This is a genomic window from Acidovorax sacchari (genome assembly GCF_042847045.1).
Lineage (GTDB): Bacteria > Pseudomonadota > Gammaproteobacteria > Burkholderiales > Burkholderiaceae_C > Paracidovorax > Paracidovorax sacchari.
Genome location: NZ_AP035783.1, coordinates 4,762,587 through 4,777,357 on the forward strand (window position 1 = coordinate 4,762,587; position 14,771 = coordinate 4,777,357).

A 14,771-nucleotide genomic window follows, 5' to 3' on the forward strand; every position below is an offset into this window, starting at 1 on the left:
GAGGACTCCTTGGACAAACGAAAATTATACGGCGAGGTCATTGATGGACAGGATCCCGAGAAGGATGGACACGATGATGGCGGCGATCAGCACGCCCAGGACCAGGATGAGCACGGGCTCGACCAGGGTGAGAAGGCGTTTGATACCGGTTTCGACCTCGCGGTTCAATATGTTGGACAGCTCGAGCATCATCTGGCCGATGCGCCCCGTCTCCTCCCCCACCCGGATCAGGTTGACCGCGATGGGCTCGAAGATGCCGGTGGCGGTGATGGCCTGCACCACCTTCCCGCCCTCCTTCACGATGGGCGCCACCTTGGAGAGCGCCTGCTGGAGCACGGCGTTGTTCACCGTCTCGGTGGCGATGTGCAGGGCCGTGAGCATCGGCACCCCGTTGCCGAGCAGCGTGCCCAGGGAGCGGGAGAACAGCGTCAGCTGGTATTTCAGGGCGAGCGGCCCCATGAGGGGCATCTTCAGCAGCCGCGACTGCCACCACAGGCGGCCGGCCGGGGACGTGGCCCAGCGGCGCACGAGCAGCCCGAGCCCCAGCGCCACGATGCCGATCAGGAGACCGTAGCGCGTGAAGGCGTGGCCCAGGGCCATGACCAGTTGCGTGGGCAGGGGCAGCGCATCGCCCATGTCGGTGAAGAGCTTCTCGAACTGCGGCACGACGAAGCCGAGCATGGCGATCAGCGACAGCACCGCCACGCCCAGCAGGATCGCCGGGTAGATGGTGGCCGAGATGACGCTGTCGCGCAGGGCGCGCTGGCGCTCCATGTGGGCGACGAGTCGCTCGAGCACGGCGGACATCTGGCCGCTCGCCTCGCCGGAGCGGATCATGTTGATGTAGAAGTCGCCGAACAGGTCCCGGTGCTGCGAGAGTGCGCGGCTGAGCGGAGTGCCGCCCTTGACCGCATCGAGCACGCCCTGCAGCAGGACGGCCATGCTGGGCTTGTGGCTCATGTCGATGAGCACGCGCAGCGCGTTGTCGAGCGCCAGGCCGGCGCGCAGCATGATGGAGAGTTCCGACGTGAGCGCGAGCACGTCCGCCTGCTTGACAGGACCCTTGCTGCCGCGCCCGCGGGGCGCAGGGGCCACGCCAGCGGCAGCGGCGGTTGCGGCGACGCCCTTGCCCGCGCCGCGGGCGGCGACCGCTGCGGGAGGCGCGCCGGCGGCATCGCTGATGCCCAGGGGCGTGAGGCCCTGCTCGCGCAATTGCTTGAGCACCTGCGCCTCGCTCGACGCGGTCTGCCGGCCTTCGACGACCTTGCCGGATGCGGCGACGGCGCGCCAGGCGTAATCAGGCATCGCCCTGGTCCTGGGTGACGCGGCTCAGTTCGTCCAGCGTGGTCATGCCGCCCGCCACCTTGCGCAGGCCATCCTCGTAGAGGTTGAGCATGCCGCCCTGCGCCGCGAGCGCGTTGAGGGCATTGGCATCCTTGCCGTCGATGATCGCGCGGCGCATGGGTTCGTCCAGAACGAACAGCTCATGGATGCCCGTGCGCCCCCGGTAGCCGGAGCCGCGGCAATGCTCGCAGCCGACGGCGCGATAGATCGCCTGGCCGACCGTGCTGAAGCGGTGCAGCCCCGTGGTGCGCCGGACCTCGTCGCCCGGTTCGTAGGGTTCCTTGCAGTGGCTGCACAGCGTGCGCACGAGCCGCTGGGCCAGCACGCCATTGACGGAAGAGGTGATCAGGTACCCCTCCACGCCCATGTCCTTCATCCGGATGACCGCACCCGCAGCCGTGTTCGTGTGCAGGGTGGACAGCACCAGGTGGCCCGTGAGGGCGGATTGCACGGCGATCTGCGCGGTCTCGCCGTCACGCATTTCGCCGATCATGATGATGTCCGGATCCTGGCGCAGGATGGAGCGCAGCGCGTTGGCGAAGGTCAGGTTGATCTGCGGATGGACCTGGATCTGGTTGATGCCTTCCAGCTGGTATTCCACCGGGTCTTCCACGGTGATGATCTTGTTGGATTCCGCATCGATCTTGGACAGGGCCGCATACAGCGTGGTGGTCTTGCCGGAACCGGTCGGGCCGGTCACCAGCAGGATGCCGTGCGGCTTGGCCAGCAGCATGTTGAAGCGCTCGAGCGTGTCCTTCTCGAATCCCATGGTCTCGAGCTGCAGGCGCACGCTTGCACGGTCCAGCACCCGCATGACCACGCTCTCCCCGTGCACGGTGGGCACGGTGGAAACGCGCAGGTCCAGTTCGCGGCCCTTGACGCGCGTCTTGATGCGCCCGTCCTGCGGCAGGCGCCGCTCCGCGATGTCGAGGTGGGCCAGCAGCTTGACACGCGAACTGACGGCGGCGCTCAGGCGCGGAGGCACCAGTTCGCCCAGCTGGATGACGCCATCCACCCGGTAGCGCACGTGCAGGCCGTCGTCGAAGGGTTCCAGGTGGATGTCCGAAGCGCGCAGGTCGATGACGCGGCCGATGATGGCGTTGACCAGGCGGATGACGGGAGCCTCGCTGGCGAGATCCTTGAGGTGCTCGACGAAATCACCGCCATCGGCGCCGTCGCCGAACCCGTCGTCGCCCTCTTCTTCGCCCGCCTGCTCCACCGGTTCGGCCAGGGCCTTCTCGATATCGCTTTCGAGCGCCAGGCGCGGCACCACGGCCAGGCCGGTCGCCAGGTGCAGCGCCTTCACGACGAAGGCATCCTGCGGTACGGCCATGGCCACGTGCAGGTGGCCGTCCTCGGCCGAAAGCGGATACACGCTGTTGGCTTGCAGGAACTCCGGCAGCAGGCCTTCCACCTCCGGCATCACGGCCGGGAAGTCGTTGGCGGCAATGAGCGGAATGTCCAACTGGCGCGAAAGCGCCTGGATCACGTCGGTTTCGGACACCAGGCCGAGCCGCACGAGCACACGGCCCAGCAGCCCGCCCATTTCCTGCTGCGCTGAAAGGGCGCGTTCGAGATCCCGCGCACTCAGCTTGCCCGACTGCACCAGCAACTCGCCCAGCAGGGGGCGCTGCACGGCGACAGCATCGGCGGTCGGCTCTGTACGGTCGGGAAGGATGGTGGTGGTCATGAACGTGAGGAAGACGCCCGGATGCGGGCAGATCCCGGCATGGAAAGGCAACCGGGACCGAAGCCCTCAAGTGTAGCCGGCCGTGTCGCGCATGCCGCGCGGCTCCTGCCGCCGTGGCTTACAGTCGCAGGCCACGCGCCCACACCCCGAACGCATGCAGCCCCAGCACCCGCCCCGACCACCCCGATCGATCCTGCCGCGCGCCGCGATGGCCGCATCCGCCGCCGCCGTGCTCCTGGCCGGGGCCGCGGGGGTCCGCCTCCTGCACCGCCTGCAACCGGAAGCGCCATCGCCGCATGCGGCGCGCATGCTGCTGGCGCCGATGATCGGAGTGCTGGAACCGTGCATCTGGAGCTCGCCGCCCCTGTCCGGCCGGTTCGCCGACATGCAGGGCCAGTGCCGCGGTGCGGAAGGATCGGCGGCTGCACTGGTGGAATCCACTTTGCGGACATTGCAGCCCGCGCCGCAAGCGGACGTTCCCGTGGACCTGGGCTATACGCTGCCGGTACCCCTGCTCAAGCTGTTCCGGCCAGCGCAGGACGGTGGCTGGCAGATCGACCAGGCGATCGTGGACCGCCTGGTGCGGACTCTCCGTGACACCCCCCGTCCGGCCATCCTCTATCTGTTCTCGACGCACTTCTCTTCCGAAGCCCCCATCGAGCCGATCCTGGCGGCCGATCCATCGAACATGGGGCAGACGCGCGACGGCCCGCTGGGCATGGACGACTACTACGACTCGAAGGTCTTCAACTGGTCCTTCGCCACTACGCGCAATGCGCTGACCGAGCGCAGGGTCGAGGCGGTCCGGGCCGTGGTGGACGCAGCCTGCCGGCTTCCCGAGAAAGACCGCGCGAAGATCCGCGGCATCACGCTCCTGGGCGAGCTGCACCATTTGTTTCCGAATTTTCAGGCCGGGATGGGATTCGGTGGCACCTACCGGATCACCGATTACAGCCCGGCTTCCGTCGAGGGCTTCCGCCGCTACCTGCGCGCCGAATTCAGGGATATCGCGCAATTCAACCGGGTGGTCGGAGCCGACTATGCCTCGTTCGACGAGGTGGTTCCCCCGTCGCGGGACATACGGTCGGAGCCCCTGCGCCGCTTCACGGAACACATCGACGGATTCGCCCAGGGCACGCTGCCGGTGGCCGGCTGGGCCTATGTGCCGGGCAGCACGCCGGAGCATCCCGCCCGCGTGCATGTGTACCGCAATGGTGAGCTGGCGGGACAGACTACCGTGCACTGGGGACGGCAGGACGTGCTCGCGGCCAAGCCGGAATTCGGCGACGCGAACACCGGCTGGCGCCTGGACCTGGATTTCCGGAGGATCCCGCCCGGCATGCACCGGCTGGACATTTTCCTGGAAGCCCGCCCCGGCCAGCTGACGCACCTGGGAGCGCGCGAGATCGCCATCATGGACCGGTCGCAATCCACGCCGAAGCCGATGCCGCAGCACGCCCTGCCGGCCGCGGTTCCGTCGCAGGATGCACGGGTGCAGGCAAGCATCGACTTCCCGGCACAGGCATCGTCGTACTACTACAACCCGCTGGTACCGCTGTGGCATGCATTCCGCGCCCGCCAGGTCGTGGACTACCTGCGCTACTTCGACGGAATCGTCAAGCAGTCATGTCTGTCCAGCGTGCCGCGCTATACCCACCAGATCATTCCGTTCACCAATCCCGGCTGGGATGCCAACAAGTTCGCGATCCAGGACTCGCTGCACCCCTCGCGGACCGGCATCCGCCTGGGGGTGAGCCTGTACGGGGAACCGACGTACGGCCGGCCCTACTTCGACTGGCTTGCCGCCAGCGGCACCGCCCATTACGGAGTCACCGAATTCCATCCGCTCAAGGCCATGGATGCCGCGGAGATGCGGCGCGTCCTGCAGGCCCACGCGGCGCACGGCGCGGAGTTCCTGTCCTTCTTTCTGGAGCCGCGCTGGAATGGCGAACTGGTGCCGCGAGGGCACAACATCTTTTCCTTCGACCCGGACAACCGGCAGTTCGCCTCGGACCGGCTGTACGAGGCCGTGCGCGGGGCCCTCGCACCCGCAGCCCGGCCGTGAGCGGGCCGGCGGGAACCGCTCAGGGAAAGACGTCCGCCTCGCGCAGGGCCGCGCCCTTCGCGTCCTTGGCGGACAGGCTGGGCTCACCAGAGAAACGCCAGTCGATGCCGATCTCGGGGTCGTTCCAGGCGATGCAGCGCTCGTGTTCGGGCGCGTAGTAGTCGGTGGTCTTGTAGAGGAAGTCCGCGCTCTCGCTGAGCACGACGAACCCATGACCGAAGCCCGGGGGCACCCACATCTGGCGCTGGTTCTCTTCGCTCAGTTCCTCGCCGACCCATTGCCCGAAGGTGGGAGAACTCCTGCGCAGGTCCACGGCGACGTCGAAGACGGTGCCGCGCACGACACGCACCAGCTTTCCCTGGGGCTGGCGGATCTGGTAGTGCAGGCCGCGCAGGACGCCGCGCGCGCTGCGACTGTGGTTGTCCTGCACGAAGGCATGGCGGCTGCCGGTGGCTTCGTCGAAGGCGCGCTGGTTGAAACTCTCGAAGAAGAAACCGCGTGCGTCGCCGAACACTTTGGGTTCGAGGACGACAACGTCGGGGATGCGCGTGGGAAGGACGTTCATGGGAAAGCGTTGGATCGGTGGCGCGGTCAGCGATAGGGGTGACGATCAACCGGCCAGCAGCCTGAGGAGGTAGGCACCATACCCGCTCTTGGCGAGCGGCCTGGCGAGGCGCTCGAGCTGGTCGTCGTCGATGAGGCGGTGCCGCCAGGCGATCTCCTCCGGACAGGCGATCTTGAGCCCCTGCCGATGCTCCAGGGTCGCGATGAACTGTCCGGCTTCGAGCAGGCTCTCGTGTGTTCCGGTATCGAGCCAGGCGTATCCGCGGCCCATGATCTCGACGTGCAGGTCTTCGTGCTCGAGGTAGAGGCGGTTGAGGTCGGTGATCTCCAGTTCGCCGCGCGCGGAGGGCTTCAGGCTGGCGGCGCGTTCGACCACGTGCCGGTCGTAGAAGTAGAGGCCTGTGACGGCATAGCTGGACTTCGGGACCTTGGGCTTTTCCTCGATCGACAGGACCTTGCCGGTGGCGTCGAACTCGGCCACGCCGTAGCGTTCGGGATCCTGCACGTGGTAGGCGAACACGCTGGCCCCCTCCTCGCGCCCCATGGCGCTGCGCAGGAGATCCTCGAAATCATGGCCGTGGAAGATGTTGTCGCCCAGCACGAGCGCGCTGGGCTGGCCATCCAGGAATTTCTCCCCGATGAGGAAGGCCTGCGCCAGGCCGTCGGGGCTGGGCTGCACGGCATAGCTCAGGCGGATGCCCCACTGGCTTCCATCGCCCAGCAGCTGCTCGAACCGTGGAGTGTCCTGCGGCGTGCTGATGATGAGGATGTCGCGGATGCCCGCCAGCATCAGGGTGCTCAGCGGGTAGTAGATCATCGGCTTGTCGTACACCGGAAGCAGTTGCTTGCTGATGGCGAGCGTGGCGGGGTGCAGGCGGGTGCCCGACCCTCCGGCCAGGATGATGCCCTTGCGTGCGGTCATGGTGTGTGCGGGAAGTTTTTTGGGGTTCTCAGAGGATTTCCGCGAGCATCCGCGCGATGCCCGCCTGCCAGTGCGGCAAGGCCAGGCCGAAGGTGGCCTGGAACCTGCGCGTGTCGAGCCGTGAGTTGTGCGGTCGGACGGCGGGCGTGGGAAATGCGCTGGTGGGTACGGCGGCCACGTCGCGCGCGGCGATCTTCAGCGCAGGCTGGATGCGCTGCGCCTGCTCGAGCACGTAGCAGGCATAGGCATGCCAGTGGGTTTCGCCTGCGGCCACCAGGTGGTAGAGACCCGCGTCGGCGGGCCGCTGCTGCAGGTGGCGGATCGCATGGGCCGTGGCGTCGGCCAGCAGGTCGGCGCCCGTGGGTGCCCCCCACTGGTCGTCGATGACGGTCAGCCGCTCGCGCTCCTGCGCCAGCCGCAGCATGGTCTTGGCGAAATTTCCGCCGCGGGCGCCATAGACCCAGCTCGTGCGCAGAATGAGGTGCCGTGCGCCGCTCGCCTGGATCCGCTGTTCGCCTTCGAGCTTCGTACGGCCATAGACCGACAGCGGCGCCGGCACGTCGTCTTCCGTCCAGGGGCGGGAGCCGCTGCCATCGAACACGTAGTCGGTGCTGTAGTGCACCAGCCATGCCCCCAGGCGGGCGGCTTCCTCGGCCAGCACGCCCGGCGTGGTGGCGTTGAGGGTGCGGGCCAGGTCCGGCTCGCTCTCGGCCTTGTCCACCGCGGTATGGGCGGCAGCATTGACGATGACATCGGGCCGCAGGGCGCGCACCGTGCGGGCGATGTCATCGGGCCGGGAAAAATCCCCGCAGTGCGAAGTGCTGTCGAAATCGAGGGCCGTGACCGTGCCCAGGACGGACAGGCTGCGCTGCAGTTCCCACCCGACCTGTCCGCCCTTGCCGAAGAGAAGGATGTTCATGCGGTGATGGCGTCCTGCACGGCGGGCTTGCGGTACTGGCGGTCGATCCACTCGCGGTAGGCGCCGCTGGTCACGGCATCCACCCATTCGCCATGCGCGAGGTACCACTCCACGGTCTTGCGGATGCCGGTCTCGAAGGTTTCGGCGGGCTTCCATCCGAGTTCGCGCTCGATCTTGCGGGCGTCGATGGCATAGCGGCGGTCGTGGCCCGGGCGATCCTTGACGTAGGCGATCTGGCTTTCATAGCGCTCGCCATCGGCACGCGGGCGCAGCTCGTCGAGCAGGGCGCAGATGGTCTTCACGATCTCGATGTTGGGCTTTTCGTTCCAGCCGCCCACGTTGTAGGTCTCGCCGGGCTTGCCGGCCTGCAGCACGCGTCGGATGGCGCTGCAGTGGTCGCGCACATAGAGCCAGTCGCGGATCTGCATGCCGTCGCCATACACGGGCAGCGGCTTGCCGGCCAGTGCGTTGACGATCATCAGTGGGATCAGCTTCTCGGGGAAGTGGAAGGGGCCGTAGTTGTTGCTGCAATTGGTGGTCAGCACCGGCAGGCCGTAGGTGTGGTGCCAGGCCCGGACGAGGTGATCACTGGCGGCCTTGCTGGCGGAGTACGGGCTGTTGGGCTCGTAGGAATGGGTTTCGGCGAAGGCCGGGGCCTCGGGCGCCAGGGTGCCGTAGACCTCGTCGGTGGAGACATGCAGGAACCGGAACGCGGCGCGCTCATCCCCGGGCAGGGACTGCCAGTACTCGCGGACGGCTTCGAGCAGGCGGAAGGTGCCGACCACGTTGGTCTGGATGAAGTCTTCCGGGCCGTGGATGGAGCGGTCCACATGCGATTCGGCCGCGAAATTCACGATGGCACGCGGCCGGTGCTCGGTCAGCAGCCGGGAGAGAAGCTCCCGGTCGCCGATGTCCCCCTGGACGAACAGGTGGCGCGCGTCGCCCTGCAGCGAGGCGAGGTTCTGCAGGTTGCCTGCGTAGGTGAGCTTGTCGAGGTTGACGACGGGCTCATCGCCGCAGGCCAGCCAGTCGAGGACGAAGTTGGCGCCGATGAAACCCGCGCCGCCGGTGACCAGAATCATGGATCGTTTGAGCAAAGACGCCTTGCGGCCGAACGCGGGATTATCCCATCGCGTTACAAACGGCCGTAACGAAGCGCACGAGGAGGGCCGCGTGGGCCGGAGGACGGCGCTTCGCAAGACCCCGCATGATGCACTGCAACAGGACGCGGAGGCTGCGGCAGGGTAGAGTGGAACGGCAAGGAGCGGGGAACATGGACCGGGTCCGCCGCGCGCTGGCCGGGCAAGAGCACGTCAACAACTATCCCCCGCCCAAGGCACAAGGGAGGCACCGATGGCAAAGAAAGCGCCGCGGCGTACCGCGGAGCGCATCCTGGAGACAACGCTGGAGCTGTTCAACCGCTTCGGGGAGCCCAATGTGTCCACTACGGCCATCTCGGCGGAGCTGCGCATCAGCCCGGGCAACCTTTACTACCACTATCCAGCCAAGGATGAGCTGGTCACGGCACTTTATGCGCGCTATGAAGCAGAGTTATCCGAACTGCTGGAGTCGGCCGCCGGGGTGCGCGACGTGGAGGATGCCCGGCTGTTGCTGCATGCGGTGCTCGAGCGCATCTGGCAGTACCGATTCCTCTACCGGGACCTCAACGACCTGATGTCGCGCAACCGGCATGTGGAGACGCATTTCCGGGAACTGCTGGCACGCAAGGCCGGCGCCGTGCGTGCCATGCTGCGGGGCATGGAGCAGGCGGGATCGCTGCGGTTCGGCCCGAGGGAACTCGACACCGTGGCCGACAATCTCATGGTCGCCGTCACGTACTGGCTGAGCTTCGAATACGTCCGCGATCCGCGGCACGCGCTGGAGCCCTCCAATGCACAAACCATGCTGCTGCGCGGGGCCCAGCATGTGCTGGGACTGCTGGGGCCCTACCTCGCCGACGACCAGCGCCTGCATCTCCAGGCCCTGGACGACAGCCACGAGCCGGCCGATGCCACCTGATGCGCCCCCTTTTTCCGGACGAACGCAGGACATACCATGCCATGGACCCCCTTCCCCCATGCCGGCGAGTACGCCTTCACGACCGGCGACGTGCTGCGCGAATGGGAACGGCTGCACCGGGGCGATGCGGAGCCCGTACCGCGGGACCCAGCGGCGCTCGAGGCCTGGACACTGTTCCACTGCGGAAACTTCGAGGAAGCTGCCCGGGTCGGACTGGCGGCCGGTGGGGCCGGCATCACCGCCGCGAACAAGGCCACGATCGTCCATGCGATCTACCTCGAGCCCAGCGAAGGCCGCCGGCTCGAGTTGCTCGGCGCGGCAGCACAGCGTGCGCGCGCGCAGGCGGACGCGGAACCCGGCAATCCGAATGCCTGGTTCTGGCACGCCTACGCCCTCGGGCGGTACAGCCAGGGCATCAGCGTGGCCAAGGCGCTGGCGCTCGGCCTCACGCGCCAGGTGCGGACGGCGCTGGACCGCACGATCGCGCTGAGCGAACGCCACGCCGATGCGCGCCTGGCCCTGGCCGTATTCCATGCCGAGGTGATCGACAAGGTCGGGGAGATGGTGGGCAGCATCACCCACGGCGCGCGCCGCGAGGAAAGCCTGCGCCTCTTCGCGGAGTCCTTTGCCTTGAATCCCCACTCCGTGATCGGACGCATCGAACACGCCAACGCGCTCATGATGCTGGACGGAGCGAAGCAGGAAGAACTGGCCACGAAGCTCTACGAGGAGGCGGCGGACACCGAGGCCGCCGACGCGGCGGAACGGCTGGCCGTGGAGCTGGCGCGGCTGGAGCTTGCCGAAGGCTAGGAGAATCGCTCCGCCGCGATGGCCAGCAATCCCTCGAAGATCAGGTTTTCGATGAGATCGAACGGCCGTGTCATGCTGGGCGCCATTTTCCAGCCGGCCCCCCCGGTCATCATGCAGGCGGGCTCTTCGCCGCAGTGCTGGATGACGTGCTGCACCATGCGCTCGACGGCACCGGCGATGGCGTAGGTGCCGCCGCTGGTGAGCGCATCGCTGGTGTTGGTGGGAAACAGTTTCACTTCGCCGGTGGGAACATGCAGCCCCGCGGTGCCGGATTCCAGGGCCCGCAGCATGATGCCGTGCCCCGGCAGGATGAGGCCCCCGAGGAATCGGCCTTCGGCATCGATGGCTTCCACGGTCACCGCCGTTCCGACCATCACCACCACCAGGGGCCGCGCGGCGCCCTGCCGCAGCAGCCGATGGCGCGCTCCGATCATGGCCACCCAGCGGTCCGAGCCCAGGCGCGTGGGATGGTCATAGCCGTTGACGAGCCCCGCTTCCTGCGCGGAGGGAACGACCCAGTGGGAGGGCACGTCCCACCATTCCATCTGCTCCATGACGCGCCGGCGCACGGCATCGCCGGCCACGACGCAGCCGAGCATGCGCGTGGGTGCGGGCAGCCCGGCCCAGGCGCTGTCCGCGAGGCGCTCGATGTGGTCGAGGAATTCGGCGCCGTGGGCCAGCACGGCGGCGCCCGGCTTGGGAGCGTCATACATCGCCCATTTCAGGCGGGTGTTGCCGACGTCGATGGCCAGAAAAGTCATGCGGCGGATTATCACGAGTTTTACAAAGGCGGCTGTTCCGTGCGGCACACCCCGGTCTGTCCGGTCCACGGCCGGGCTCGGGCCGATGTCCGACAGGGAGCGCTCGCCACCAGGCGCTAAAGTGGTCCGGGTCGGCAACCCGCCGACCGTTCTTTCATCCAGAAAAAAGGAGCAATGCCATGGGACTTTTCAGCTTCGTCAAGGAAGCCGGGGAAAAGCTGTTCGGGGGCAAGGATGCGCATGCCGCGCCGGCCGCGGCGCCCGCCGCACCGAGCCAGGAGGAACTCAATGCCACCGCCGGCAAGGCGATCGAGACCTACATCGCCTCCCAGAACCTGGGCGTGCACGATGTGCGGGTGACGTTCGCGGGCCCGGAGGGCAAGGTGACCGTGCAAGGCGAGGCGCCGACCCAGGCCGCCAAGGAGAAGGTCACGCTGTGCTGCGGCAATGTGTCCGGCGTGACGAGCGTGGACAACCAGATGGCCGTGCAGGCGTCCGAGCCCGAAGCGCAATACCACGACGTGGTGCGCGGCGACACACTGTCGGCGATTGCCAAGAAGTACTACGGCGATGCCAACAAGTACCCGCGCATCTTCGAGGCCAACCAGCCCATGCTGACCCATCCCGACAAGATCTATCCGGGCCAGAAGCTGCGCATTCCGCCCCTGTGACGTGTGCCCCGGCCAGCAGGCCGGGCACCGGCGTTGCAGCGGCCGGAATGTGCAGCGGTGATGGCCCTTCGGCGGCCGTTCCCATCATGCCCCCGATGGGGCACATTTGAGGCAGGCTGGCGGGCGTCGCCAGCCACCCACCGCCCTCGCTCCGACCATGTACCTGCCCGCCGCCTTCGCCGAACCCCGGACATCCGAACAGCACCGCCTCATCGAAAGCCATCCGCTGGGGGTGCTGGTCACCCAGGGGGCGCAGGGACTGGATGCCAACCATCTCCCGTTCCTGCTGGATGCCGGCAAAGGGCCGCTCGGCACGCTGGCGGGCCACGTGGCCCGCGCCAATCCGGTATGGACGGAGATGGCGGACGGGAACGAGGTGCTGGTGGTGTTCCGCGGTGCCGAGGGGTACATCTCGCCGCAGTGGTATCCCGGCAAGGCCGAGCACCACCGGCACGTGCCCACGTGGAACTACGAAGCCGTCCATGTACATGGCCGCATGACCGTGCGCGACGACGGCGCATTCGTGCGCGGGGTGGTCGCCCGGCTCACGCGCAGGCATGAAGCCGCCATGGAACGGCCCTGGAAAATGGGTGATGCGCCCGCGGACTACCTGGATGCGATGGTGCAGCAGATCGTAGGCATCGAGATCGCCATCACCCGGATGGAAGGCAAGCGCAAGCTCAGCCAGAACCGTGACGACCGCGACTTTGCCGGTGCGGTGCGGTCGCTGCGCGAACGCGGGCAGGAGGCGCTGGCGGATGCCATGCAGGCGGCATCGCCTGCGCGCGGTCCGCTCTGAGAGGGATCAGCCCTGGCGCCAGGGCAGGCCGCGGAAGCGCCAGCCGCCCGTGCGATTGCGGTGCCCCTCGGCATCCGCATCGCCTTCGAAACCTTCGAGAATGTTGTAGGCCGTGAGCCCCAGTTCGGCCGCGCGGCGGGCCGCCGCCACGGAACGCACTCCGCTGCGGCACAGCAGCACGGCCTGCCCGTCCGGAGGCACGGCGGCACGCAGGGCTTCGTCGAAGGCGGGATTGAGCGCCATGCCCGGATAGACCTTCCAGGGAATGGCCACGGCCCCCGGCACGAATCCCACCCAGTCGCGCTCCGCATCGGTGCGCACATCCACCAGCACGGCCCGGCCGCCCTGCACCCACTGCCATGCGGTCTGGGGAGAGACATCGCCCGCGTAGCCCTCGGCTGGAAGGACCTCGGCGGTGGGGGAAAAAGAGGAAGGAGAGGAAGTGGTCATGCCCGCATTCTGTGCCAGCCGGCCGGGCCGAGGCAATGCGGTGCCTTCAGTCCCACTGCGGCGCGGGATCGTCGCGCAGCCGGTCGCGCAGCGCGGCGTAGTCGGGTACCACGGTCGCCACCGTGTCCCAGAAGCGGGGACTATGGTCCATGTGGCGCAGGTGCGAGAGTTCGTGGGCGACCACGTAGTCGATGATGGCCGGCCGGTAGTGCAGCAGGCGCCAGTTCAGCCGGATGGAACCGTCGGCGCGCGCGCTGCCCCAGCGGGTGTGGGCACTCGACAGCCGCAGCGTGCGCCATTGCACGCCCAGCAGCGGCGCGAAATGGTCCAGCCGGGCCGTGAAATGGCGGCGCGCGTCTCGCATGAGCCAGGCCTGGACGGCGTCGCGCACCTGCGCCGGCGTGGCCGCACGGGGCAGGCCGACATGGAGGGCCAGGGTCCCGTCGGGACCGGGAACCAGCGCTCCGCCCTGCCCCCGGAAGCCGTGCGCCGGGTCCAGCACGATGGCGACCGGCTCGCCCATGTAGGGCAGCACGGCTCCGTCGCCCCAGGCGATGCGCGCATCGGCCTGGCGCCGCTGGCGCTCCCGGGCCTCGCCGAGCTTGCGCAGGATCCAGGCGGACTTCTCCCGCACGGACGCATCCACGTTGGCGAGCGAGACCCATGCGGGTGCGCGCACGGACAGCCCGTCCGCGCCCACGGTGAAGCCGATGGTGCGCCGACGGGACCGCTGCAGCGCGTAGGCGACCAGCACGTCGCCCAACATCAGTTCGCGGTTCGCCCGGGGGTGGCGGAACTCCATGGGCCCGCGCAGCACGGCGCCGTTTCCGCCCGCTCCGGCCGGATCGGCCACGGCCCGGGGCGCGGCACCACCGTCCCCGCCGAAGAAATCCAGTGCCAGTTGCACCAGGCGCTGCATCACCGGTCCGTGCCGGAGGCTCCGTAGGCTTCCGGATCCAGGCGCCGCATCTCGCCTTCGATCCAGGCTTCGACCTCGGCCATGAGTTCGTCGGGCTTGCGCCCGATGGAGGGAATGGGACGGCCGACGGAAACATCCACGGTGCCCGGGCGCTTGACGAAGGCCTTGCGCGGCCAGACCTTGGCCGAAGTCACGGCCACCGGCACCACGGGCACGCCGGCCTCGATGGCGAGGCGCGTGCCGCCGCTCTTGTAGTCGCCCTTCTCGCCGCGGGCCGTGCGCGTGCCCTCCGGGAACATGATGACCCAGGTGCCTCGTGCCAGGAGCGCACGGCCCTGCTGCAACACCTTGACGAAGGCGCGCGCGCGCTGGTTGCGGTCGATGTGGATCATGTCGAGGCTGCCGATGGACCAGCCGAAGAACGGGATCTGCAGCAGCTCCTTCTTGAACACGTAGGCCAGGGGGCGCGGCATGATCGCCGGCATCAGGAAGGTTTCGTAGGTGGACTGGTGCTTGACCAGCAGCACCACGCCCTGCCCCGGATCCTGCGGCAGGTGTTCCATGCCGGTGATGCGGGTGCGGATGCCCATGATCACGCGGGCCGCATCGGTGCTGAGCTTGAGCCAGGCACGCGCGATGCGGTAGCGCACCCGCGTGGGCGCGCCGAACAGCCGTGCCACGAGGATCGCAAGGGTGTAGGGCACCACGGTGAGGGCCATCCAGAGCAGATGGAGAACGGAGCGGATGAAGGCCATGCGATGGATGGGAGGAAGGAAAGGAAAAATTCAGCGGGAGAGGCTGCTGGGAGCGGTCTGGTGCGCAACGCCGCAGGTACCTG

General features: G+C 68.0%; 15 protein-coding genes. 5 read left to right on the forward strand and 10 right to left on the reverse strand.

Annotated elements, in window-relative coordinates; all coding sequences use genetic code 11:
* Positions 1 to 24: 24 nt before the first annotated feature.
* Together ACGHC0_RS21040 and gspE are read right to left on the reverse strand one after the other, a co-directional pair.
* Entirely contained in the window at positions 25 to 1,305 is a 1,281-nt protein-coding gene (locus ACGHC0_RS21040) for a type II secretion system F family protein (RefSeq protein WP_415266652.1), read from the reverse strand.
* Positions 1,298 to 3,034, reverse strand: a complete 1,737-nt coding sequence (gene gspE / locus ACGHC0_RS21045; RefSeq protein ID WP_415266653.1) for a type II secretion system ATPase GspE — start codon at positions 3,032 to 3,034, stop codon at positions 1,298 to 1,300. The genes ACGHC0_RS21040 and gspE overlap by 8 nt, the downstream gene beginning before the upstream one ends.
* Positions 3,035 to 3,188: 154 nt before the next feature.
* Here gspE and ACGHC0_RS21050 point away from each other — a divergent pair, with 154 nt between their 5' ends.
* Entirely contained in the window at positions 3,189 to 5,099 is a 1,911-nt protein-coding gene (locus ACGHC0_RS21050; RefSeq protein ID WP_415266654.1) for a hypothetical protein, read from the forward strand.
* A gap of 19 nt (positions 5,100 to 5,118) precedes the next feature.
* Here ACGHC0_RS21050 and rfbC read toward each other — a convergent pair whose 3' ends face one another.
* Genes rfbC through rfbB form a run of 4 tightly spaced genes read right to left on the reverse strand, consistent with a single transcriptional unit; the run spans position 5,119 to position 8,586 of the window.
* Entirely contained in the window at positions 5,119 to 5,664 is a 546-nt protein-coding gene (gene rfbC / locus ACGHC0_RS21055; RefSeq protein ID WP_368352786.1) for a dTDP-4-dehydrorhamnose 3,5-epimerase, read from the reverse strand.
* Positions 5,665 to 5,709: 45 nt separating this feature from the next.
* Entirely contained in the window at positions 5,710 to 6,585 is an 876-nt protein-coding gene (gene rfbA, locus ACGHC0_RS21060; RefSeq protein ID WP_208943214.1) for a glucose-1-phosphate thymidylyltransferase RfbA, read from the reverse strand.
* A gap of 28 nt (positions 6,586 to 6,613) precedes the next feature.
* Entirely contained in the window at positions 6,614 to 7,504 is an 891-nt protein-coding gene (rfbD, locus tag ACGHC0_RS21065; protein WP_415266655.1) for a dTDP-4-dehydrorhamnose reductase, read from the reverse strand.
* Positions 7,501 to 8,586, reverse strand: a complete 1,086-nt coding sequence (gene rfbB / locus ACGHC0_RS21070; RefSeq protein ID WP_368352788.1) for a dTDP-glucose 4,6-dehydratase — start codon at positions 8,584 to 8,586, stop codon at positions 7,501 to 7,503. Before rfbB ends, rfbD begins: the two co-directional genes overlap by 4 nt.
* A gap of 271 nt (positions 8,587 to 8,857) precedes the next feature.
* Between rfbB and ACGHC0_RS21075 the strand changes: the two genes are divergently transcribed.
* A complete protein-coding gene (locus ACGHC0_RS21075; protein WP_415266656.1) occupies positions 8,858 to 9,523 on the forward strand; it encodes a TetR/AcrR family transcriptional regulator in 666 nt (221 codons plus the stop codon).
* 36 nt (positions 9,524 to 9,559) lie between these two features.
* On the forward strand, positions 9,560 to 10,333 hold the full coding sequence (locus ACGHC0_RS21080; protein WP_368352790.1) for a hypothetical protein: 774 nt from the start codon (positions 9,560 to 9,562) through the stop codon (positions 10,331 to 10,333).
* Here ACGHC0_RS21080 and ACGHC0_RS21085 read toward each other — a convergent pair.
* A complete protein-coding gene (locus ACGHC0_RS21085; RefSeq protein ID WP_368352791.1) occupies positions 10,330 to 11,094 on the reverse strand; it encodes a type III pantothenate kinase in 765 nt (254 codons plus the stop codon). The two genes, ACGHC0_RS21080 and ACGHC0_RS21085, sit on opposite strands and share 4 nt — an antisense overlap.
* A gap of 179 nt (positions 11,095 to 11,273) precedes the next feature.
* On the opposite strand from ACGHC0_RS21085, the gene lysM reads away from it, so the two are divergent.
* Positions 11,274 to 11,765, forward strand: a complete 492-nt coding sequence (gene lysM / locus ACGHC0_RS21090; RefSeq protein WP_368352792.1) for a peptidoglycan-binding protein LysM — start codon at positions 11,274 to 11,276, stop codon at positions 11,763 to 11,765.
* 157 nt (positions 11,766 to 11,922) lie between these two features.
* Entirely contained in the window at positions 11,923 to 12,564 is a 642-nt protein-coding gene (locus ACGHC0_RS21095; RefSeq protein WP_368352793.1) for an FMN-binding negative transcriptional regulator, read from the forward strand.
* 6 nt (positions 12,565 to 12,570) lie between these two features.
* Here the strand turns inward: ACGHC0_RS21095 and ACGHC0_RS21100 are convergent, their stop codons facing one another.
* The 3 genes from ACGHC0_RS21100 to ACGHC0_RS21110 are packed head-to-tail and all read right to left on the reverse strand — an operon-like array spanning position 12,571 to position 14,688.
* A complete protein-coding gene (locus tag ACGHC0_RS21100; RefSeq protein ID WP_368352794.1) occupies positions 12,571 to 13,014 on the reverse strand; it encodes a rhodanese-like domain-containing protein in 444 nt (147 codons plus the stop codon).
* Between the two features lie 46 nt (positions 13,015 to 13,060).
* Positions 13,061 to 13,933, reverse strand: coding sequence for a M48 family metallopeptidase (locus ACGHC0_RS21105; protein ID WP_415266657.1), 873 nt, complete (start codon positions 13,931 to 13,933; stop codon positions 13,061 to 13,063).
* The gene (locus ACGHC0_RS21110) at positions 13,933 to 14,688 is read right to left on the reverse strand and encodes a lysophospholipid acyltransferase family protein (RefSeq protein ID WP_368352796.1); all 756 of its coding nucleotides are present in this window, start codon (positions 14,686 to 14,688) and stop codon (positions 13,933 to 13,935) included. The genes ACGHC0_RS21105 and ACGHC0_RS21110 overlap by 1 nt, the downstream gene beginning before the upstream one ends.
* Positions 14,689 to 14,771 lie beyond the last annotated feature (83 nt).

Excerpts from the sequence above, each read along its gene's own strand:
- ACGHC0_RS21040 (WP_415266652.1), bottom strand. The coding sequence starts at position 1,305 with ATGCCTGATTACGCCTGGCGCGCCGTCGCCGCATCCGGCAAGGTCGTC.
- gspE (WP_415266653.1), bottom strand. The coding sequence starts at position 3,034 with ATGACCACCACCATCCTTCCCGACCGTACAGAGCCGACCGCCGATGCT.
- ACGHC0_RS21050 (WP_415266654.1), top strand. The coding sequence starts at position 3,189 with ATGCAGCCCCAGCACCCGCCCCGACCACCCCGATCGATCCTGCCGCGC.
- rfbC (WP_368352786.1), bottom strand. The coding sequence starts at position 5,664 with ATGAACGTCCTTCCCACGCGCATCCCCGACGTTGTCGTCCTCGAACCC.
- rfbA (WP_208943214.1), bottom strand. The coding sequence starts at position 6,585 with ATGACCGCACGCAAGGGCATCATCCTGGCCGGAGGGTCGGGCACCCGC.
- rfbD (WP_415266655.1), bottom strand. The coding sequence starts at position 7,504 with ATGAACATCCTTCTCTTCGGCAAGGGCGGACAGGTCGGGTGGGAACTG.
- rfbB (WP_368352788.1), bottom strand. The coding sequence starts at position 8,586 with ATGATTCTGGTCACCGGCGGCGCGGGTTTCATCGGCGCCAACTTCGTC.
- ACGHC0_RS21075 (WP_415266656.1), top strand. The coding sequence starts at position 8,858 with ATGGCAAAGAAAGCGCCGCGGCGTACCGCGGAGCGCATCCTGGAGACA.
- ACGHC0_RS21080 (WP_368352790.1), top strand. The coding sequence starts at position 9,560 with ATGCCATGGACCCCCTTCCCCCATGCCGGCGAGTACGCCTTCACGACC.
- ACGHC0_RS21085 (WP_368352791.1), bottom strand. The coding sequence starts at position 11,094 with ATGACTTTTCTGGCCATCGACGTCGGCAACACCCGCCTGAAATGGGCG.
- lysM (WP_368352792.1), top strand. The coding sequence starts at position 11,274 with ATGGGACTTTTCAGCTTCGTCAAGGAAGCCGGGGAAAAGCTGTTCGGG.
- ACGHC0_RS21095 (WP_368352793.1), top strand. The coding sequence starts at position 11,923 with ATGTACCTGCCCGCCGCCTTCGCCGAACCCCGGACATCCGAACAGCAC.
- ACGHC0_RS21100 (WP_368352794.1), bottom strand. The coding sequence starts at position 13,014 with ATGACCACTTCCTCTCCTTCCTCTTTTTCCCCCACCGCCGAGGTCCTT.
- ACGHC0_RS21105 (WP_415266657.1), bottom strand. The coding sequence starts at position 13,933 with ATGCAGCGCCTGGTGCAACTGGCACTGGATTTCTTCGGCGGGGACGGT.
- ACGHC0_RS21110 (WP_368352796.1), bottom strand. The coding sequence starts at position 14,688 with ATGGCCTTCATCCGCTCCGTTCTCCATCTGCTCTGGATGGCCCTCACC.